This is a genomic window from Rhodococcus sp. IEGM 1406 (assembly GCF_030056745.1).
GTDB classification, from domain to species: domain Bacteria; phylum Actinomycetota; class Actinomycetes; order Mycobacteriales; family Mycobacteriaceae; genus Rhodococcus_F; species Rhodococcus_F erythropolis.
Window position 1 is genome coordinate 1,310,989 of record NZ_JASHKO010000001.1, and the last position, 18,298, is coordinate 1,329,286.

General features: G+C 61.9%; 22 protein-coding genes. 12 read left to right on the forward strand and 10 right to left on the reverse strand.

Annotated features, from left to right (window positions below):
• The first annotated feature begins 62 nt into the window (after positions 1-62).
• Together QM596_RS06325 and QM596_RS06330 are read left to right on the forward strand one after the other, a co-directional pair.
• Complete coding sequence (locus tag QM596_RS06325; protein WP_019744984.1) at positions 63-890, forward strand: crotonase/enoyl-CoA hydratase family protein; 828 nt, start codon at positions 63-65, stop codon at positions 888-890.
• Complete coding sequence (locus QM596_RS06330; protein ID WP_283308401.1) at positions 887-2,425, forward strand: class I adenylate-forming enzyme family protein; 1,539 nt, start codon at positions 887-889, stop codon at positions 2,423-2,425. The genes QM596_RS06325 and QM596_RS06330 overlap by 4 nt, the downstream gene beginning before the upstream one ends.
• Here QM596_RS06330 and QM596_RS06335 read toward each other — a convergent pair.
• Positions 2,418-3,050 (reverse strand): alpha-ketoglutarate-dependent dioxygenase AlkB, encoded by a 633-nt coding sequence (locus QM596_RS06335; RefSeq protein WP_279217697.1) that lies wholly within the window; start codon positions 3,048-3,050, stop codon positions 2,418-2,420. The genes QM596_RS06330 and QM596_RS06335 overlap by 8 nt on opposite strands.
• 147 nt (positions 3,051-3,197) lie before the next feature.
• Between QM596_RS06335 and QM596_RS06340 the strand changes: the two genes are divergently transcribed.
• Positions 3,198-3,614, forward strand: coding sequence for a DUF7144 family membrane protein (locus QM596_RS06340; protein ID WP_003940106.1), 417 nt, complete (start codon positions 3,198-3,200; stop codon positions 3,612-3,614).
• Positions 3,615-3,708: 94 nt separating this feature from the next.
• On the opposite strand, the gene QM596_RS06345 is transcribed toward QM596_RS06340, so the two are convergent.
• Complete coding sequence (locus tag QM596_RS06345) at positions 3,709-3,936, reverse strand: hypothetical protein (RefSeq protein WP_020970523.1); 228 nt, start codon at positions 3,934-3,936, stop codon at positions 3,709-3,711.
• Positions 3,937-4,182: 246 nt separating this feature from the next.
• On the opposite strand from QM596_RS06345, the gene QM596_RS06350 reads away from it, so the two are divergent.
• Together QM596_RS06350 and QM596_RS06355 are read left to right on the forward strand one after the other, a co-directional pair.
• Entirely contained in the window at positions 4,183-4,974 is a 792-nt protein-coding gene (locus QM596_RS06350) for a MerR family transcriptional regulator (protein WP_024487274.1), read from the forward strand.
• Positions 4,975-5,057: 83 nt separating this feature from the next.
• Positions 5,058-5,519 carry a hypothetical protein gene (locus tag QM596_RS06355; protein ID WP_020970521.1) on the forward strand — a complete coding sequence of 154 codons (462 nt, stop codon included), beginning with the start codon at positions 5,058-5,060 and terminating at the stop codon, positions 5,517-5,519.
• Between the two features lie 24 nt (positions 5,520-5,543).
• Here QM596_RS06355 and QM596_RS06360 read toward each other — a convergent pair whose 3' ends face one another.
• The 4 genes from QM596_RS06360 to QM596_RS06375 all read right to left on the reverse strand — a co-directional run bounded on the left by QM596_RS06360 (position 5,544) and on the right by QM596_RS06375 (position 8,406).
• Positions 5,544-5,945, reverse strand: a complete 402-nt coding sequence (locus tag QM596_RS06360; protein WP_020908832.1) for a hypothetical protein — start codon at positions 5,943-5,945, stop codon at positions 5,544-5,546.
• A gap of 127 nt (positions 5,946-6,072) precedes the next feature.
• Entirely contained in the window at positions 6,073-7,206 is a 1,134-nt protein-coding gene (gene nicT, locus QM596_RS06365) for a Nickel transporter NicT (RefSeq protein WP_037119767.1), read from the reverse strand.
• A 140-nt stretch (positions 7,207-7,346) separates the two neighbouring features.
• Complete coding sequence (locus QM596_RS06370; RefSeq protein ID WP_003940007.1) at positions 7,347-7,676, reverse strand: branched-chain amino acid transporter permease; 330 nt, start codon at positions 7,674-7,676, stop codon at positions 7,347-7,349.
• Positions 7,669-8,406: an AzlC family ABC transporter permease gene (locus QM596_RS06375; protein ID WP_283308402.1), complete on the reverse strand. Its 738-nt coding sequence runs from the start codon at positions 8,404-8,406 to the stop codon at positions 7,669-7,671. Before QM596_RS06375 ends, QM596_RS06370 begins: the two co-directional genes overlap by 8 nt.
• A gap of 79 nt (positions 8,407-8,485) precedes the next feature.
• Here QM596_RS06375 and QM596_RS06380 point away from each other — a divergent pair, with 79 nt between their 5' ends.
• Together QM596_RS06380 and QM596_RS06385 are read left to right on the forward strand one after the other, a co-directional pair.
• Positions 8,486-8,926: an Lrp/AsnC family transcriptional regulator gene (locus QM596_RS06380; RefSeq protein ID WP_020970517.1), complete on the forward strand. Its 441-nt coding sequence runs from the start codon at positions 8,486-8,488 to the stop codon at positions 8,924-8,926.
• 57 nt (positions 8,927-8,983) lie between these two features.
• Positions 8,984-9,409: a VOC family protein gene (locus QM596_RS06385; RefSeq protein ID WP_003940409.1), complete on the forward strand. Its 426-nt coding sequence runs from the start codon at positions 8,984-8,986 to the stop codon at positions 9,407-9,409.
• Here QM596_RS06385 and QM596_RS06390 read toward each other — a convergent pair.
• Both QM596_RS06390 and QM596_RS06395 read right to left on the reverse strand, forming a co-directional pair.
• The gene (locus QM596_RS06390; protein WP_283308403.1) at positions 9,406-10,416 is read right to left on the reverse strand and encodes an AraC family transcriptional regulator; all 1,011 of its coding nucleotides are present in this window, start codon (positions 10,414-10,416) and stop codon (positions 9,406-9,408) included. The genes QM596_RS06385 and QM596_RS06390 overlap by 4 nt on opposite strands.
• On the reverse strand, positions 10,413-11,603 hold the full coding sequence (locus QM596_RS06395; RefSeq protein ID WP_283308404.1) for a pyridoxal phosphate-dependent aminotransferase: 1,191 nt from the start codon (positions 11,601-11,603) through the stop codon (positions 10,413-10,415). The genes QM596_RS06390 and QM596_RS06395 overlap by 4 nt, the downstream gene beginning before the upstream one ends.
• Positions 11,604-11,738: 135 nt before the next feature.
• Here QM596_RS06395 and QM596_RS06400 point away from each other — a divergent pair, with 135 nt between their 5' ends.
• The 5 genes from QM596_RS06400 (at position 11,739) to QM596_RS06420 (ending at position 15,560) form a co-directional block, all read left to right on the forward strand.
• Entirely contained in the window at positions 11,739-12,317 is a 579-nt protein-coding gene (locus QM596_RS06400) for a carboxymuconolactone decarboxylase family protein (protein ID WP_020908828.1), read from the forward strand.
• A gap of 125 nt (positions 12,318-12,442) precedes the next feature.
• Positions 12,443-12,838, forward strand: a complete 396-nt coding sequence (locus tag QM596_RS06405) for a TOBE domain-containing protein (protein WP_003940157.1) — start codon at positions 12,443-12,445, stop codon at positions 12,836-12,838.
• Positions 12,839-12,862: 24 nt separating this feature from the next.
• A complete protein-coding gene (gene modA, locus QM596_RS06410) occupies positions 12,863-13,672 on the forward strand; it encodes a molybdate ABC transporter substrate-binding protein (protein WP_283308406.1) in 810 nt (269 codons plus the stop codon).
• Positions 13,669-14,478, forward strand: coding sequence for an ABC transporter permease (locus QM596_RS06415; RefSeq protein WP_020970514.1), 810 nt, complete (start codon positions 13,669-13,671; stop codon positions 14,476-14,478). Before modA ends, QM596_RS06415 begins: the two co-directional genes overlap by 4 nt.
• Complete coding sequence (locus QM596_RS06420; RefSeq protein WP_283308408.1) at positions 14,475-15,560, forward strand: sulfate/molybdate ABC transporter ATP-binding protein; 1,086 nt, start codon at positions 14,475-14,477, stop codon at positions 15,558-15,560. The genes QM596_RS06415 and QM596_RS06420 overlap by 4 nt, the downstream gene beginning before the upstream one ends.
• Here the strand turns inward: QM596_RS06420 and fadD11 are convergent.
• Positions 15,536-17,338 carry a fatty acid--CoA ligase FadD11 gene (fadD11, locus tag QM596_RS06425; protein WP_283308409.1) on the reverse strand — a complete coding sequence of 601 codons (1,803 nt, stop codon included), beginning with the start codon at positions 17,336-17,338 and terminating at the stop codon, positions 15,536-15,538. The genes QM596_RS06420 and fadD11 overlap by 25 nt on opposite strands.
• Positions 17,335-18,297 (reverse strand): SDR family oxidoreductase, encoded by a 963-nt coding sequence (locus tag QM596_RS06430; RefSeq protein ID WP_283308410.1) that lies wholly within the window; start codon positions 18,295-18,297, stop codon positions 17,335-17,337. Before QM596_RS06430 ends, fadD11 begins: the two co-directional genes overlap by 4 nt.
• Between the last annotated feature and the right edge of the window lies 1 nt (position 18,298).

Consider the following 18,298-nt stretch of genomic DNA (forward strand, 5'->3'; position numbering starts at 1 on the left):
TTCTGTTACAAGTGGCATGGTGGGTACCGGGAAACCTTATCCGCGAGCAGTGAGGAAATATCGTGACCGACTCCGATCGACCAGGTGGCGATGTCTATGTGGAGCGTGACGGTGGCGTCACCGTCATCGTGATGAATCGCCCTGATCGCAAGAATGCGGTGGACGGGCCGATGGCGGCGCAGTTGCGTGATGCCTTCCTGGAGTTCGAATCGGACGAGAGTCAGAAGGTGGCGATTCTGTGGGGCGCGGGCGGCACATTTTGTGCCGGTGCGGATTTGACCGCAGTCTCCGACCCTGCCCGCGTGCACGAGTTGCATCCGGAAGGCGGCGGCACCGGCCCGATGGGGCCGAGTCGGTTGGTGTTGTCCAAGCCATTGATCGCCGCCGTCAGCGGATACGCGGTTGCAGGAGGGCTCGAGCTTTCATTGCTCGCGGACCTGAGGATCTGCGAGGAGGATTCCGTCTTCGGAGTCTTCTGCCGGCGCTGGGGAGTTCCTCTCATCGATGGTGGGACCGTGCGACTGCCGCGAATCGTCGGGCAGGGGCGAGCGCTCGACATGATCTTGACCGGTCGCCCGGTCGACGCTCCGGAGGCGCTGGCCTTCGGACTGGCCAATCGTGTTGTTCCAGTGGGGCAGTCACTCCAGGCAGCCAAGGAGCTTGCGCACCAGTTGTCCGCTTTCCCTCAACTCTGCATGCTCGCGGATCGCGCGTCGGCCTACCGATCTTTTGATCTACCACTTGCCGAAGCACTGCGGGCCGAGGGCGTCGCGGGAAATCCCATTGTCATCGCTGAAGGTGTGCGCGGCGCTGCTGCGTTCGCCGCGGGCGCCGGCCGGCACGGCCGGTTCGAGAACAACCCGAATTCGAACGAGGAAACTGAACCATGATGCCCATAACCAGAGACCTGATCGCCCGTGGTGCGCGACAGCACGGATCGCGAACAGCCGTCGTTTTCGGCGATCGATCGATGACGTTCACGGAAGTGGACGAACTCAGCAGCCGATTGGCGCACACATTCATCGCCCTCGGTATCGGGCGTGGTGCACGGGTTGCATTGCTGGTCAACAACTCTCTTGCCAGCGTCCCCGTCGATTTTGCCTGTGTCAAAGCCGGCATCAACAGGGTTCCGCTCAACTCGCGTCTCTCGCTCGACGAGCACGCGAGAATGCTCGAGGACACCGACACCTCGCACGTCGTCTTCGGTAGTGACCTCGCCGACCGCGCCGCTGAACTGTCCGCCAGGTTCCCCGAACGTACGTTCATCGGGCTGGAAACAGGTTCGGCGCGGCAGCGTTCGCTGCTCGACCAAGCACAGAGCATGCCTTCGGACACACCGGACGTCGAGTTAGCTCCCGACGATGTGATCCTGACGCTGTTCACCTCCGGGACCACGGGAACATTGAAGGCCGCGCAGCACACTCAGCGCAGCTACGCCGGCATCTGCCGCAATGTTCTGCTCAATCTGCTTCCGGCGACTCAGGACGATACGATGCTGCACGCGGCATCACTGATTCATGCCAGCGGTGTCTTCGTGCTTCCGTTCTGGCTGCGTGGCGGCAAGACCGTCATCCTTCCCAGATTCGACCCGTCGACCTTCTTGGACTCGATAACCGAGCATCGGGCTACGGCAATCAATCTGGTGCCGACGATGATTCAGATGCTCCTCGAACGCCCTGATTTTGCGAGCGCAGACATCTCGAGTCTGAAATCCGTGATCTACGGTGCGTCGCCGATGCCGCTGGCCACCATCGAACGTGCAATGCAGGCGTGGGGGCAACACCGTTTTCTCCAGTACTACGGGCAGACCGAGGCACCGCTGTGTATCGCAGTCCTACGGCCCGAAGATCACACGGAAGATCGCCTGCTGTCCTGTGGTCAGCCCGCCATCGACGTCGAGATCAGGCTGCTCGACGGCGAGGGAAACGAAGTGCCCCAGGGAGAACCGGGTGAAATCGTGATCCGCTCGCCATCGGCGATCGCCGGATACTTCAATGCACCGGAACTGAATGCGGACACCTTCACCGAAGACGGCTGGGTTCACACCCGTGACATCGGTCAGTTCGACGCCGAAGGATTCTTGTTCTTGAAGGACCGAGCTTCGGACATGATCATCAGCGGCGGATACAACGTCTACCCCCGTGAAGTCGAGGATGCACTCCTGACGCATCCGTCTGTCCGTGAGGTCGCCGTGGTGGGTACCGCCGACGCCAAGTGGGTGGAGGCGGTCACGGCTGTGGTGGTACTCGAGGACGGGACCGTCGAAAACGACGCACTGCAAGCATCATTGGTCGCGCACGTCGGCGAACGACTGGCGTCGTACAAGAAACCGCGTCGGGTTGTTTTCGCAGAATCCATACCGAAGACGGCCGTCGGCAAGCTCAATCGGAAGGCGCTGCGAGACGAACTCCGCGACGCTATCTAACTCCGCGAGTGCGGAATTGAACGCTGATTCTCGGCCCGAGGGCCCGCGCACTCTTCGGGACACAGTGTTCCCACGTGCGTTGGCAGGATCCGCCCATGACGAGTAGATCTCCGTGTCCGAGATTGAAGCGGATGGATTCGCCGCCCCCACGAGGGCGCAATAGGAGCGGGCGAGCCGCACCGAGAGACAGGATGGCCACCATCGTGTCCTCGGTGCGACTTCGTCCCGTGTCGTCCCCGTGCCAGGCAACGCTGTCGGAACCGTCGCGATAGAAACACAGACCCGACGTGGCGAATGGTTCACCGAGTTCGTCGAAGTAGTGACTGCTCAGCGCGTCTTTGGCTTCGGTGAGAAGTGCGTCCGGCAGTGGTTGATTCTCTGCGTAGAAACACACCAGACGAGGGACGTCGACAACGCGGTCGTACATCTGACGCCGTTCGGAACGCCACGGCACCGAGGCTTCCAGATTGTCGAACACGGCCTCCGATCCGGTCAGCCAGGCCGGGCGATGGTCGACCCATGCGCCGGCGGTGAGAATACGTCGCTGCACCGTGCCGTCGAGATCGGCCAAAGAAACGCCGAGGTCACCGTTGTCGAACAGAGACGGTTGCATCGTGGCGGTCATAGGCTCCACCGTACACCGAAATCGAACATATGTTCCCATGAATCTTGATTGCAGTGCTGGACGGCTGTTCATCCTTGCTGGGTGATGTCCGTCGGCGTGAACCTTTGAATACTGTTCTCACGCTATTTCGCCGAAGAAGGGGACGTCATGACTGCTCCGCACCAATCTCATGCGAACCATCCTGTCCGACAAGGCTTTGCCATCGGGACCACGGTGGCGGCAGCCTGCCTGCTCTTCGTCGCGGGAATCGTCGCGTTGCTGCAGGGCATCGCGGCTCTCGCAGACAACGACCTGCTGATCGTCGGAGTCAACTACACCTTCGAATTCGATGTCACGACATGGGGTTGGATCCACATCGTGCTCGGAATCATCGGCATCGCGGTGTCGCTGGGATTGTTCGTCGGCATGACGTGGGCCCGCGGCATGGCCTTTGTGATCGCGGCGCTCTCGATCGTGGCGAATTTCCTGTGGATGCCGTACTACCCGCTGTGGTCGATCGTGATCATCGCCCTCGACGTCGCTGTGATCTGGGCCGTCGCGACCTGGCGACCTGACGAGGTGTAATCCTCTGACCGAAGTGAGTGGTTCACCTGCGACAGGTGAACCACTCACTTCGCTGTGTCCGGGCCTCCACGGTTGGCCTCGTCACTACGCGGCGTCAGCGCCGTTTCGGTGACTCGCGATCCTGGTTCTCGCGCGGACGCATGTCCTTCGTCGATCGGTGTGGGAAGCCGTGGATCATCGAGCAAGAGATCCAGCAGATCACCACCGTTGCGATTCCGAGTCCGATCGACGCGAATGGTTCCTGCGTGGCCAGCCAGACGCTCAGTCCGATTGCCGTCCCGACGATCAGAATCAGGATGGTGTCGAGTCGTGTCGTTTGCATCGAAATCATCGCCTGGCACAGATTGTTTTCGGCGGCCCGCTGGTTTTGGCGGCCCGCCACCCGGCGAGTGACAGCCGGGGGCAGACCTTGCGCGGCTGACCCCTCGCTCTGGAAATCGCCGCCGCAAGTGATCAATACCCGCGAAATTCGTCTGCGAAACTATTGGCAGGCAGAACAGGACCTTAGGCCTCAAGGCCGGCATGCCGGCCTTGACTATGACGTAGCGTCATAGTTGATGCTGTTCGTATGCGAATCAGCGACGTGGCCAGTGCGGCAGGCACCACTCCGCGGACCGTTCGGCACTATCACCGACTGGGGCTGCTGGCCGAGCCGAGACGACTGTCCAACGGTTACAGAACTTACGAACTTCCCGATCTGGTCAGGCTGATGCGCATTCGTTGGCTCTCCGCCGCCGGCATTCCACTCGGATCCATTGCCGCGATGATCGAACCGAAGCCGATCGATGCACGAGAACCGGACGACTTCGCCGAAGATCTTTCCTCCCTGATCGCGGAGATAGACCGGAAACAGCGCGTCCTCGCAGACCAGCGAGTGCGCCTCCAGGAAATGCTCTCGGCGCGAGGCGCCGGCCGGGTGGTCTCGCCGCTTCCGGTGGAGTTGCTGTCTGCGTTCGACGAGTTGATCGCGTCGTCCCCGACGGATTCGGTTCGGCGTCTGTTCGAGCGTGAACGCGACATGTGGGAATTGGTGGCGATCTCGGGAGCAGCGCCACACGAACTGTTCTCCACGGCTGCGCGATTGCTGTCCGACGAGGGCGACCGGAAGAGAATTGTCGATCTGTACCGTCGTTTCGCCGCTCTGTCTGGGCGCGAGGTAGCCGAGGTTGCAGACGAGATCGCGTACTTGTCGGACGAACTGGAGGAATCACTGGACGGGGTGCTCGGCGATGTGTACTCAGACGGAGACTCCGCAGGTGTGGGATTCTCGGTTGGGATCGCGGACCTGGTGCCCGATCCAGCGCAACGTGAAGTGGTCGCGCGCGTCGCAACACGTCTCATGTCAGGCGGTACGGCGTGATCCGATCACTGTGGTTGCTCTCGACGGGTCGGAGAGACGGAGGTTCCAGTGATACAGCGACTTTCGGCTACGCGAGGGGGACAATGTCGATACCGGTGGCATTTGTTGCGGCGAGTGTGATCGAGGCCGTAGCGATTCACTTCCTGGTGCCGTGGCAGTGGCTTCGCGTCGTGCTGCTCGTTGCAACGGTGTTGTCGCTGATTGCGATTGGCGGTTGGCTTGCCGGACGCGTCGTGCACCCGCACCTCGTCTCGGCTCGAACGGTAGTGTTTCGATCCGGCACGGGCATTCGAGTCGAGGTGGACCGATCACGGATTTCGCGGGCGAGCATGGTCCGAAGGTTCGGTGAGACAGCAAATGTGATTGTCGACGATCGCTTGGTTCTGCCGGGGCCCGACGGCACTGTCGTGGACATAGACTTCGATCGGCCGCTCTCGGTCACGCTCCCGAAACGGCTCTCGAAGGCCAGTCCCACCACGATCGGTGGGCTGCGGTTGCATGTCGATCAACCCGGCGAGTTCTGTGCTGCATTGGGGCCGAACTGAATTCGCAACGATCGTTGGATCCGGTCAGTGCGGAGACCTCGGTGGAAGACCTTCACGGAACGGATCGACAACCAGCCACTCCACCGTGCCACCGACATTCCATAGTGCATCGGGGTTGTCGAGCGAGGCCGCGTACGTTGCCGCAGCTTGGTCGCCGGCGATCTCACCGCTCTCGCCCGACGGCGGGTTGGGCTCGAGGAATTCAGAGGGGTGCGGCCCTGGCCATTCAGGCACGTCGAACGGGGAAATGCTGGTGTCGATGAGGCCAGGTCGATGCACGGTCACCCGGTCGGGAACTTGCTTGGTTTCCGCCGCCACGGCGATGCCTGGTCCTTCGGCAGCTTCGCCGTCGCCGCTACCGCAGCCGGCCACTGCAAGAACAAGTCCCGTGATTGCCACACCCACTACCGCATGACGTATCCGCACCGTTTTCTCCTAGCCGGGGCTCACCCCGTTCGAACTCCACTATTGCATCTCGCCAACTCCGCGGGATGCGTCTTTCGATAAATGTGGGAAACGCACTGAATGTGCGTAGAAGACTCGGATTGCCAAACTATTCAGCGGTCGATCGAGGTGCGGCGGCAACGGATTGTGCCTGCCACCGTTCTTCGATGCGGCCGTACCGCCACACAAGGAGGGCGATCATCCAGGTGGCAACGAAGAGTCCGACGATGATGAAGCCCATCGCGCCGAGATCCAAGTTCCCGATGGCGCCGAGAATCCCGTCGTGAATGTCGAGTTTGTCGGTGAAGATCGAGATGATTTCCTGGGTCCCGATCAGCAGTGCCACTGCCACCGAGAGCCCGGTAATCACCATGTTGTAGTAGATCTTTCGTACCGGCTGGGCAAATGCCCAACCGTAAGCGAAGTTCATGAACGATCCGTCGATCGAGTCGAACAGAGACATCCCGGCGCAGAAGAGTATCGGTAGAACGAGGATCGAATACCACGGGAGCCCTGTCGCTGCTGCGCCGCCGGCGATCACCAACAGTCCCACTTCGGTGACGGTGTCGAATCCCAGTCCGAACAGCAGACCGACCGGGTACATGTGCCAGGGCTTGCGAACCATCTTCATCACCGGGCCCAGGATCTTGTTGAGGGCGCCGCGGCTGTCGAGTTCCTTCTCGAGTTGTTCCTCGTCGAAGGTTCCGGCCTTGTACTTCGTGTACACCCGATGAATCCCGATGAGAGAGAAAAGATTCAGGAGGCCGATCAAGATCAGGAACGTTCCGGAAATGGTTGTGCCGAACAAGCCGGTCCACTTTTCCAGATCGGAGTTGTCGTCGGAAAGGCTGGTGGCAAGTTGCCGCACACCCAACGCCAGAAGTGCGACGAGAACAAAGACGATGGTGGAGTGTCCGAGTGAAAACCAGAAACCGACGGACATCGGTTTCTTGCCGTCCGCCACCAACTTCCGAGTGGTGTTGTCGATGGCGGCGATGTGATCGGCGTCGAAAGCATGGCGCATGCCGAGCGTGTACGCCGTGACACCGAGTCCGATGCCGAAGACACTGCCTTCGATCGTGTAGTGGCCGGGGACAACCAGACCGAGAAGAACTGCCCACCCGACGACGTTGAGTGCAACGACGGTGACGGTCATTCCGATGATGCTTCGACGCTGGCCTCGATCCAGACTGTGCCAAGCGCCGGCGATTCGGGTGCCCGTCGTGGTCATTGTCGTGGACATCGAGCCTCACCGATCTTTCAGTCGCGGCCGGCGGCCACCCTACTGAAATCGTATAAGTGTTCAACTGTTCAGATAAGCGCCTGGAGGTTACAAATCACCCATCCGGGAGTAAAGCTGCTTTGCTCCCGGATGGGAATTGCTCAGGCAAACACGGTATTGACCAGCGCAACGTAGATCGTCGTTCCGACAACGATGCTCAGGACGGCATTCTTTCGCCACAGGTGCGCGGCGATCGTGGCACACACTGCAATCAGTTCGGGGAGGCCGTGAGACGGGGCGGTGATCGACACCCCTTTGAGTGAATACATCACGAGGATCAGCATGACGCCCGCCGGCATGTAGATGCCGAGGTAGCCGACCAGGGCGGAGGAGCGCAGCGGCATGAGCGCGGCGAAGGGGATTGCGCGCAGCGCGAAGGTGACCACGGCCATGACTGCGACCGCCGCAAAGATGTACGAGGTGTCAGGCATCGATCTTCGCCTTTCGTGAGTCGTAGACAAAGCGGCCGATCAGGAAGAGCACGAAGGCGCCCATTGCGATTGGCAGCATGTGATCCGGGGCTGCGAGCCGGGCGACCAGGGCGCAGGTGACCGCAGCGGCCGGCACCGCGAATCCGTTTTGTGCGCGAATTGCCTCGATCGAGAGGACGACGAACAGTGCGGTCAGAGCGAAGTCGAGACCGACTATCGAATCTGGAATCCACTGTCCTGCCGTCGCGCCCAGGATCGCGCCACCGATCCAGTAGCCGTGGAGGTACAGCTGGGAGTAGACGATGACGCGTCCGGTGAGTGCCTTGGGATCGGCAGTTACCGACATCGCATAGGCCTCGTCGGTCAGCGCGAACATGCTGTAGAAGCGGGCGAAGGGGTTGCGAATCTTTTCCAGCGGAAAACTCAAGGCGTAGAACACATGTCGAAAGTTGACCAGCAGTGCGGTCAGAGCGACGTACGGCAGTGGTGTCATGGCCGCGACCATTCCGACGGCGAGAAACTCCAGCGATCCGGCGTAGATCAGCGAGGTGAAAGCGACTGCCCACCAAGGGTTGAGGCCCTGTTGGACCACAAGAACGCCCAGGGCTATCCCGAGTGGGAGCAGGCCGAATCCGACCGGCAGCGACAGTTGGAAGGCGTGCCGCCACGCCGGGGTTCGCGGCGAGAGTTCGACGGCAGGCGCGGCCGTCGACGATGCTGGTTCGATCACGACGCAAATCTATAACAAAGATCGAGGTGATCGATTGCTCAGAATGCCCACATATTGAACAGTGCGCAATAATAGTGCGATGGATGCCATGGATGACGCAATTTTGTTTCACCTCCGTCAGGACTCGAGTCTGACGAACACGGAATTGGCGGATCTGGTGGGTCTGACACCGTCCCCTTGCCTGCGCCGCGTGAAAAAGCTCGAAGCCGACGGAATCATCACCGGGTACCGCGCGATCGTCAGTCAGGAAGCGCTTGGCCGAGGATTTCAGGTGATTGTCACCGCCGAGATCGGAGTCAACGACCAGGCGACCATCGAGGACTTCGAATCCCAGGTCGCCGCCTTCGACGAAGTGATCGAATGTCGGCGGTTGTTCGGAATTCCCGACTACTTCATTCGGGTCGCGGTGAAAGATCTCGCGACGTACGAGAACTTCATGGTCACCAAGCTCAGCGGGCTTCCGGCTGTCTCGCGGGTGACATCGCTGATCACCATGAAGACCATCAAGAGTGTCGACTGATGCCCGGGCTCGGCTGAACCTTCACTAGGTGTCGGTGGTCGGCGTTAACGTCGGAACATGGGATACGAATTTCAAGTCACAGTAGATTCGGCACACCCGCACGAACAGGCGAAGTGGTGGGCCGCAGCACTCGGGTGGGCAGCGGAGCCCAGCGACGAAGACTTCATCAGGGGCCTCGTCGCTGCTGGTCACGCCAAGGAATCTGACACCACGACCTTCGAGGGAGTTCTCGTCTGGCGCGAAGGTGCAGCCATCAGCGATCCGGAGCATCCCGAACGTCCCCGCGTTCTGTTCCAACTGGTTCCGGAATCGAAGACGGTGAAGAACCGGCTCCATTTCGACATACGAGTGGGCGATAAGCGCGAGGATGTCGCAGCGCACCTCGAGACGGTGGGGGCGACGATCCTGCACCGTGGAGCGCAGGGGCCGAGCGTGTGGATCACGATGACCGATCCCGAAGGAAACGAGTTCTGCGTCAGCTAGCGGTACGAACTCGGAGTGTCGCCGGTCCATCGTTTGAAGGCCCGACGGAACGCGCTGGGCTCGGAGAACCCCAATCGCGCCGAGAGTACTTCGACGGATTCTCCGCGCCGCAAACCCGCGATGGCTACGTCGCGGAGCACTTCCTCGCGTAGTTGATTCAGTGATGTTCCGTCACGCCGCAGCAGTCGACGCAGATGGGGAACGCTGATCGAGAGCATCTCGGCGATCTCCTCGGCCGTGGAGGTTCGCCCCTTCACTCCGAGTTCGAGGACCCGTCGCACCTGCGCCGACGCAGTGCTGTCGTAATCGCGTTCGGACATGAGCTGAATCGGAGATTCTCGGAGGTACTCCTTCAACGTCTCCTCGGTTTGGATGATCGGTGCGCGCATGGCCGAGTTGTCGAACTCCAGTGCCGCTCGCTGCGCGCCGAAGGTGACCGGCGCTCCGAATATGTAGTCGTAGTCCTGCGCCAACCGCGCATCCGGTGCCGAGTACGGAAATTCGACTGCCCGAAGTCGGACGCGCTTTCCGATCAACCACGCGGAAAATCGGTGCAGCAAGATCAGGACAAAATCGGTTGTGACACGTTCTGCGACATCAGGTTCGGCGACGCCTTCGCGAGCGCGGACTGCGAAGCTCACCCGCGTGCTTTCCTCGCCCTTCTCGATCGCCAGTGGGGCGAGAGCCGGTAGTGCACGGATCACGTCGGACATTCGAGCGAAGGCTGATCCGAGGTCAGGGCAATGGATCAACGTCAGGCAGATCAATCGGAAAGTGCCACGGGGGACCGGGGCGGATCCGAGGCCGAACAATTCGTCGTCGGTGATCTGCCACGTGGTTTGGATGAAGGTGGTGACCTGAGTTGGGGTCAGCCGTGCGCGAGCGTCCGACAATGTCTCCAGGTCGATCCCAGCAGCTCGCAGTGCACCAGACAAATCGACGTCGTTGTCCGGCGAGAACGCGAGGTAGCGGTGGACGAATGCGGTCGGGATGGTCCGCGCTGTCATGGGTGCGCTGCTCCTTGGAGCAGGTGGAGACGGCGTGCAGCTTCGGAAAGAATGTGGTCCTGCTTGCAGAAGGCGAAGCGCACCAGGTGCTTCCAATCGTCGTGGTTGTCCGCAAACACGTCGACCGGTACGGCCGCGACGCCGATACGCTCGGGCAGTGCGCGACAGAAATCTCCCGCGTCGGTTTCACCCAACGGTCTGATGTCGGCAAGGAGGAAGTACGTGCCGCCGCCGGAATGCACCGTGAAACCGGCCTCGGTCAGAGCTTTTCCGAGTACGTCCCGTTTGCCTTGCAAGCTCTGTCGAAGTTCGACGACCCACGGCTGTTCGTTGGTCAGCGCGTAGGCAACGGCCGGTTGGAATGGTGCACCGGCAACAAATGACATGAACTGCTTGGCGGCACGGACTCCGTCGATGAGTTCTCGGGGGCCGATCGCCCAGCCGGTCTTCCAGCCGGTGACATTGAAAGTCTTTGCGGCACTGGACACAGTGACGGTGCGCTCACGCATGCCCGGGAGCGACGCCATCGGTGTGTGGGTGAGGCCGTCGAAGACCAAGTGCTCGTAGACCTCGTCACTCAACACGATCAGGTCGCGTTCGCACGCGAGTTCGGCGATCGCTCGAAGTTCGTGATCGGTGAATACGGTGCCGGTGGGGTTGTGAGGACTGTTGACGATCAGCATCTTCGTCTTGGCGGTGATCGCGCCGCGCAATGCATCGAGATCGACCGCGAATCCGTCTCCCGCGGCAACCAGCGGAACTGTGCGACGCACAGCGCCTGCCAATGCGACGGATGCAGCGTAGGAGTCGTAGTACGGCTCGATCAGCACTACTTCTTCGCCGGGTTCGACCAGTCCGAGAATCGCAGCACTGATCGCCTCGGTGGCGCCGACGGTGACCAGAACTTCGGAGTCGGGATCACTGTCGAGTCCGTAACGGACGCGCCGATCCTCCGCGATGGCCTGACGCAAGACGGGCATGCCCGGACCGGGCGGGTATTGATTGACGCCCTCGGCGATGGCTCGGCGCGCTACTTCGAGCATGGCCGCAGGACCGTCGGTATCCGGAAAGCCCTGACCGAGGTTGACCGCGTCGTGAAGTGTGGCCAACGCTGTCATCTCGGCGAAGATCGTGGATGCGAACGGCTGCAGACGCGAGACGGTGCGGTTGCGGGGCGTCGAAGGCATCTTTGCAGCTTAGTCGGCTGACACCGCATCCTCACATCCGCTCGGACGCGGTGCTTGTCACGTTTGAATCGCCGCCATCGTCCAACTCTGTAGAGAGCATCGAATCCGGTGCCCCAGAACATACGGAGGCTTGCCATGACTCGCATTCCCGCAGTGACACCGTCAGAAGCCAGTCCGTTGATCAAAGTGGCATACAAATTCGCCGCCAGGCAGTACGACGAAGTCCCCGAGCCCTTTGCCGTCCTGGCCAACCATCGGAAATTGTTCGTCGCGGCTGCCCGTCACGAGATGGCCGTGCAGAAGGCGTCGAAGGTGCTGCCGTCGAACATTCGTGAACTGGCCGTCTATCGCGTCGCCTGGACTGTCGGCTGCTCGTGGTGTGTCGACTTCGGGACGATGCTCTCGCGCCTGGACGGTTTGGACATCGACAAGCTGAAAGGGATCGCGAATTACCGGGATTCACCGAAGTACAGCGAGGACGAGCGGGCCGCGATCGCCTACGCCGATGCCATGACCGGTGACCCGCACGGGGAGAACGGGGTGACGGACGAGCAGGTCGCGGATCTCGAGCGCAGGTTCGGGCGTGCGGGCGTCGTGGAACTGACCTATCAGATCGGGCTCGAAAACATGCGCGCCCGGATGTATTCGGCGTTGGGGATCACCGAGCAAGGGTTCAGCACCGACTCCTGCCGCGTGCCCTGGGCCGAAGAATGATGCGCTGACTCGTCTACGGCAACTATCGACAATGCTCCGCAGATACGTGATCATGATTGACTAGTTCACGCATCTGCGGAGTATTTCGGCTTGTTAGGTCCGCACTTGCGACCTACGATCACCTGGTGCCCAACATTCGAATCCGCGAAGCTGCCGGTCTGCTCGGTGTCAGTGACGACACCGTTCGACGGTGGGTCGACGGTGGGCTTCTCACCGCGACGACGGACGACTCCGGCCGCAAGGTCATCGACGGTGCCGAGTTGGCGGGCTTCGCCCGGTCCAACGCCGGACCCGCACCGGCCGATCCGCTCACGGGTGCGAGTTCGGCCCGCAACCGGTTCGCCGGCCTCGTCACCAAGGTCGTCACCGACAAGGTGATGGCCCAGGTCGAAATGCAGTGTGGGCCCTTCACTGTCGTCTCGTTGATGAGTACCGACGCGGTTCGGGAGCTCGGACTCGAGGTCGGGAGTATCGGAGTCGCAATCGTGAAGGCCACCACGGTCATCGTGGAAACGCCGTAGTTCTGAACATACTGGAGGAAATTCGTGAAGCGTGTAGTCGGACTTGTTGCAGCAGGTGCCTTTTCGCTTGCCCTGGTGACCGGTTGTAGTTCCTCCGACAATTCGTCGTCGGAGACGTCGTCGGCCGCTCCGACCACGACCACTTCCAGTGACAGTGCCACGGGAAGCATCACCGTCTTCGCGGCGGCGTCACTCAAGAACAGCTTCACCGAACTCGGCAAGGAGTTCGAGTCCGAGAACCCCGGTTCATCGGTCACATTCAGCTTTGCCGGGTCCTCGGATCTCGTCGCCCAGATCACCCAGGGCGCACCGGCTGACGTGTTCGCCTCGGCTGACGCCGCCAACATGACCAAGGCCACCGATGCCGGTGTCGTCGCGGGGTCGCCCTCGGATTTCGCGAGCAATACCTTGACGATCGTTGTACCGCCTGGCAATCCGAAGGGCATCGCGTCCTTCGCAGATCTGGCAAAGGAGGGGACACAACTGGTGATCTGCGCTCCGCAGGTCCCGTGCGGCGCGGCTACGAAGAAGGTCGAGACGGCCACAGGTGAGACCCTCTCGCCCGTCAGTGAGGAATCGTCGGTGACGGACGTTCTCAACAAGGTGACGTTCGGGCAGGCCGATGCCGGCATCGTTTACGTCACCGACGCGAAGTCCGCGGGTGACAAGGTGCAGACGGTCGCGTTCCCGGAAGCCACCACGGTGGTCAACCTGTACCAGATTGCGGTGCTGAAGGATTCGAAGAATTCGGGAACGGCAACCAAATTCGTCGATCTCGTGAAGGGGCCCAAGGGCCTGGCAGTTCTGAGTGACGCGGGATTCGCTGCCCCGTGACACACCTAAGACCGGCAGTCCGGGCTCCGCTCGGGTTGCCGGTATGGATTTACCTTCCGGCGCTGATCGGCGGAGCGTTTGTCATCGCGCCCTTGGCGGCGATGCTGGCCACCGTGCAGTGGTCGCAGTTCTGGGAACTCGTGACTTCCGAATCGTCGGTTGCCGCGTTGAAACTGAGTTTGAAGACAGCGGCAATGAGCACGCTGCTGTGCATCCTGTTCGGGGTACCGATGGCCGCGGTATTGGCGCGCAGTCATTTTCGGGGACTGTCCGTTCTTCGATCGTTGATTCTGCTCCCGCTGGTTCTGCCGCCCGTGGTGGGCGGTATCGCGTTGCTGTACACGTTCGGGCGCAAAGGGTTGATCGGTGAGCAGTTGGAAGTGCTCGGCATCCAGATAGCATTCTCGACAACCGCGGTGGTCCTGGCGCAGACGTTTGTTGCGCTACCGTTCCTCGTCGTCAGCCTCGAAGGTGCACTACGCACTGCGGGTACAAGATACGAGGCCGTTGCCTCGACGCTCGGAGCCCGCCCGACCACTGTGCTTCGCCGGGTGACTCTGCCGCTGGTGCTTCCCGGTCTGGTGTCAGGGGCAGTTCTGGCTTTCGCTCGAGCGCTGGGGGAATTCGGTGCGACGCTGACCTTCGCGGGAAGTCTGCAAGGGGTGACGCGTACCCTGCCGCTGGAAATCTATCTCCAGCGTGAGACCGATCCGGATGCAGCGGTGGCGCTTTCGCTGGTGCTGGTTGTAGTCGCGGTGGTCATCGTGGTTGCGGTGCGTGGACGCGGATCGGCGGGTTCGTTGTGAGTGGCCTCCACGTCGACATCGAGATTCCGGAGCGCGACGTCGTTGCGACGTTCGACGTCGCGGCGGGCGAGGTGACCGCCATCCTCGGGCCGAACGGCGCCGGCAAGTCGACGATACTGGCGGCGGTTGCCGGACTGCATCATCCGCGGCGCGGGTTGATCGAACTCAATTCCCGCGTTCTCACCGATACCCGTAGGGGAGTCGTGTTGGCACCCCATCGGCGCGGCACTGCCCTACTCGCGCAAGAGGCACTTCTCTTTCCCCATCTCAGTGCGGCTGCGAACGTGGCGTTCGCGCCGCGCAGTGCAGGGCGGTCGCGTCGCGATTCCGCCGAGTCCGCGCGCCATTGGCTGGAGGCAGTCGACGCCGGCGATTTGGCTGACCGCAGGCCTTCACAGCTCTCCGGCGGCCAAGCGCAACGGATTGCAGTGGCGAGGGCATTGGCTGCTGAACCCGAACTGCTTCTGCTCGACGAACCGATGTCCGCGCTCGATGTCGCCTCCGCCCCCGCGCTGCGGTCGTTACTGCGCCGAGTGCTCAGGACCGGCGATCGCACTGCCGTACTGGTCACGCACGACGCTCTGGACGCACTGGCGCTGGCCGACACGGTTGTCGTCATGGACGGTGGCCGGGTCGTCGAACGTGGCGACGTACGAACAGTTCTGACCCGCCCGCGTAGTGCATTTGCAGCACGCATCGCCGGGATCAACTTGCGCAGCGGCACGATGGCCGGAGACGGAGTGCTCAGAAGTCCGGTCGGGGTGGATATCGCGGGCCAGACGGAGACCGACCTACCGGCCGGCAGTGCCGCCGTGGCGGTCTTCGAGCCGCGAGCAGTGTCGGTCTACCTGGATCCGCCGCACGGCAGCCCACGAAATGCGTTTGCGGTCACGATCGCGGAGATCGAAAACCGAGGCGATGTCGTCCGAGTGCGAGCGGAGGACGAAGCCGGCCAGCCGGGCTTGTCTGCCGACATCACGGCGAGCGCAGCGGCCGAACTCGATCTGGTTCCGGGATCGGCCGCTACGTTTGTGGTCAAGGCCACCGAGACGCTGATCTATGCGCAGGGTGCAGGCTCGTAGACGTCCTCTACGAACGAATCCGCATAGAGGGCTGCAATTTCGGATGCGTACTTCTCGGCTATCGGCTTGCGCCTGAGCTTCATCGTCGGTGTCAGCTCGTCGCCGCCTGGCACCCAGAACGTGGTGAGTACGTGAAACCGCTTGATCTGCTCGGCCCTCGACAGACGCGAGTTTCCCTCGGAGACAGCAGTTGCAACGATGTCGACGATCCGAGCGTCCTTGGCGAGTACCGCGGCCTCGGACGCAAGTCCCAGTGAGCGTGCCGCTCCGACCGCGGCGTCGGCGCTGAGTGTGATCAACGCTGTGTTGAACTTTCGGCCGTCTCCGATCGTCACGACCTCACCGATCAACGACGACGACGTCTTCACTGCCGTCTCGATGGCAGCCGGTGACATGTTCTTTCCCGACGCGTTGATGATCAGCTCCTTCTTGCGATCGATCACCGTGAGGTAGCCGTCCGCGTCGGCGGTGACGACATCTCCGGTCGAGAGCCACCCGTCTGCACTGATCGCTTCGGCCGTTTTTGCGGGTTCGCCGCGGTACCCCTTCATGACCAACGGTCCTCGAACCAGTAGCTCGCCGTCCGCCTCGATGCGCATTTCCATGCCTGGGAGCAACTTTCCGACCGTTCCGAGCTTGGTCGGCTCGGCCGGCGCGGTGCTTGCGATGCATGTCAGCTCGGACATTCCCCAGATCTCCGAGATCGGAACTCCCAGGGCCGCAAAGAATGCCAAGGTTTCCGGCGGAATCGGTGCGGCGCCAGAGATGGCCCACTTCAGTTCGGCAAAGCCGAGTTTCGCACGCAGAGCGGACAGGACCATCGTATCGGCTCGGGCGTAGTCCGCTTCCAGTTCGGCGGGGACTGTTTCACCGGCTCGCAAGTGTGCGAGACGAGTGCGACCGACGTCGAGTGCCCACTGCAACGCCGCTCGCCGCGCGTCGTCCGGTTCGTTGGCGACAGCCGATTCGACTGCAACTTTCAGCTTTTCCCACACACGGGGGACGCTGCCCCAGATCGTGGGACGACAGTCCGGAAGCGCGGCCGCTACCTGGCTCGGATCCGGTACGACAGTGATCTGGGTGCCGAACACCATTTGCATGTACAGGCAGGTGAGCCGATCGGCGATGTGCGCCGACGGCATGTACGAGGTGATGCGGTCACCGAATTCGACGGGGAGTACAGCGCTTACGGCGTTGGTTTCGAACAACAGGCATGCATGAGTCGTCTCGACGCCCTTGGGGTTGCCGGTCGTGCCGGAGGTGTAGATCAACGTGGCGACGTCGTTCGGTTTCACCGCACGCCAGGTGCCCTCGAAATCGAAATCCGATGCGGCAGAATTCTTCATCTGCTCCAGGGTCACGGTGCCGGGCTGGTGGACATGCGATTGCGCGTCGACGACGACGATCGTCTCGAGTGTGGCGCCCGAGCGGCGGACCGTATCCACGTACCGGTCTTCGCAGACGAGAACCCGTGCACCGGAATTGGCGAGGATGTAACGGATGGCTTCGGGTGCCGACGTGTTGTAGATGGAGAAGGACGTCGCGCCGAGATGTTGGGCACCGACGTCGATCGGATAGAACTCGATGCGGTTACTCATCATCAAGGCAACCGTATCGCCGTGTCCCACGCCGATTCCGGCCAATCCCGCGGCAACCTCGCGGACCTGTTCGGCGTACTCGCGCCACGTCAGTGTTCGCGCATCGCCGATGTCTCGCAGGGCCACCGCGTCGGGCGCTACCGCCGACACTCGCTGGAAGGCTGCACACAACGTGGTCATGATGATCTCCTGGATGCCTTTGTCAGGGCTGATACATTCGTCGGGGCCGCAGCGGTGGTTCTGTCTTCGAGTTCGCGGATCAGGTCGTGTGCCTGTTTGTCCCTGGCCAGATAGCCGTCGGCCAGGACATTGATGAATCCGCGTCCCCACGCCCAGGGTTCCCAGGCAGCGGGGGCAAGGGTCCGCGCGGCGCGGCGCGCGATCGCGTCTGCGATCACCGTGGCGGCACGGTCCGGGGAGATTCGATGACGGAGGGGACCGGGTAGTCGAGCGTCGAGTTTGCGCCCGATCTCGTCGTCGTCGAGTGTGGCGCGTGCAAGTTGTGTATCCACCATCCCGAAGTACGCGATGCCGGCAGTGGCGCCGTAGCCGGCAACCTCGAGACGCAGCGCCCGGCCGAGCGCTTCGACCCCAGCCTTACTGATCATGTACGAAGCGCCGCCCAAACCGGGGGCGAACGACGCCGCCGATGACACGACGACGATGTGCCCACTGTTGCGGATCACCTCGTCGATGGTCGGATGCACGGTGTTGAAGACGCCGGTGAGATTGACGTCGAGCACACGATCGAAGGCGTCGGGATCGATCTGGCGCAATGTTGCCGGGGGAGGGGTGATTCCGGCGTTGGCAACCACGACGTCGATTCTGCCCAGCTGCTCGATGATCGTTTGCACGGCTCCTGTCATGCCGTCCCGATCTCGGACATCGGCCGTCACCGTCACGACTCGCTGTGACTCGAATGAGCGCTCGGCCGTTGCCAATGAACTTTCGTTGACGTCGACCAGCGCCACGGTGGCCCCACGCCGGTGGAGAGTGCGCGCCAGCGCGGAACCGATACCGTCGCCTCCGCCGGTGATCAGCACGACCTTTCCGGCAACGTCGTAGTCGATTCGGCGTCCGGGCAGTGGAATGCCCAGATCGCGGACTGTTCCCGCAATTGCGGACATGCGTCCCGTCATT

Coding starts and splice junctions, on each gene's coding strand:
- nicT (WP_037119767.1), bottom strand. CDS start 7,206: ATGTCCACGACAATGACCACGACGGGCACCCGAATCGCCGGCGCTTGG.
- QM596_RS06400 (WP_020908828.1), top strand. CDS start 11,739: ATGACTCGCATTCCCGCAGTGACACCGTCAGAAGCCAGTCCGTTGATC.
- QM596_RS06385 (WP_003940409.1), top strand. CDS start 8,984: ATGGGATACGAATTTCAAGTCACAGTAGATTCGGCACACCCGCACGAA.
- fadD11 (WP_283308409.1), bottom strand. CDS start 17,338: ATGACCACGTTGTGTGCAGCCTTCCAGCGAGTGTCGGCGGTAGCGCCC.
- QM596_RS06330 (WP_283308401.1), top strand. CDS start 887: ATGATGCCCATAACCAGAGACCTGATCGCCCGTGGTGCGCGACAGCAC.
- QM596_RS06355 (WP_020970521.1), top strand. CDS start 5,058: ATGTCGATACCGGTGGCATTTGTTGCGGCGAGTGTGATCGAGGCCGTA.
- QM596_RS06380 (WP_020970517.1), top strand. CDS start 8,486: ATGGATGCCATGGATGACGCAATTTTGTTTCACCTCCGTCAGGACTCG.
- QM596_RS06370 (WP_003940007.1), bottom strand. CDS start 7,676: ATGCCTGACACCTCGTACATCTTTGCGGCGGTCGCAGTCATGGCCGTG.
- QM596_RS06395 (WP_283308404.1), bottom strand. CDS start 11,603: ATGCCTTCGACGCCCCGCAACCGCACCGTCTCGCGTCTGCAGCCGTTC.
- QM596_RS06350 (WP_024487274.1), top strand. CDS start 4,183: ATGCGAATCAGCGACGTGGCCAGTGCGGCAGGCACCACTCCGCGGACC.
- QM596_RS06345 (WP_020970523.1), bottom strand. CDS start 3,936: ATGCAAACGACACGACTCGACACCATCCTGATTCTGATCGTCGGGACG.
- QM596_RS06390 (WP_283308403.1), bottom strand. CDS start 10,416: ATGACAGCGCGGACCATCCCGACCGCATTCGTCCACCGCTACCTCGCG.
- QM596_RS06335 (WP_279217697.1), bottom strand. CDS start 3,050: ATGACCGCCACGATGCAACCGTCTCTGTTCGACAACGGTGACCTCGGC.
- QM596_RS06430 (WP_283308410.1), bottom strand. CDS start 18,297: ATGACGGGACGCATGTCCGCAATTGCGGGAACAGTCCGCGATCTGGGC.
- QM596_RS06340 (WP_003940106.1), top strand. CDS start 3,198: ATGACTGCTCCGCACCAATCTCATGCGAACCATCCTGTCCGACAAGGC.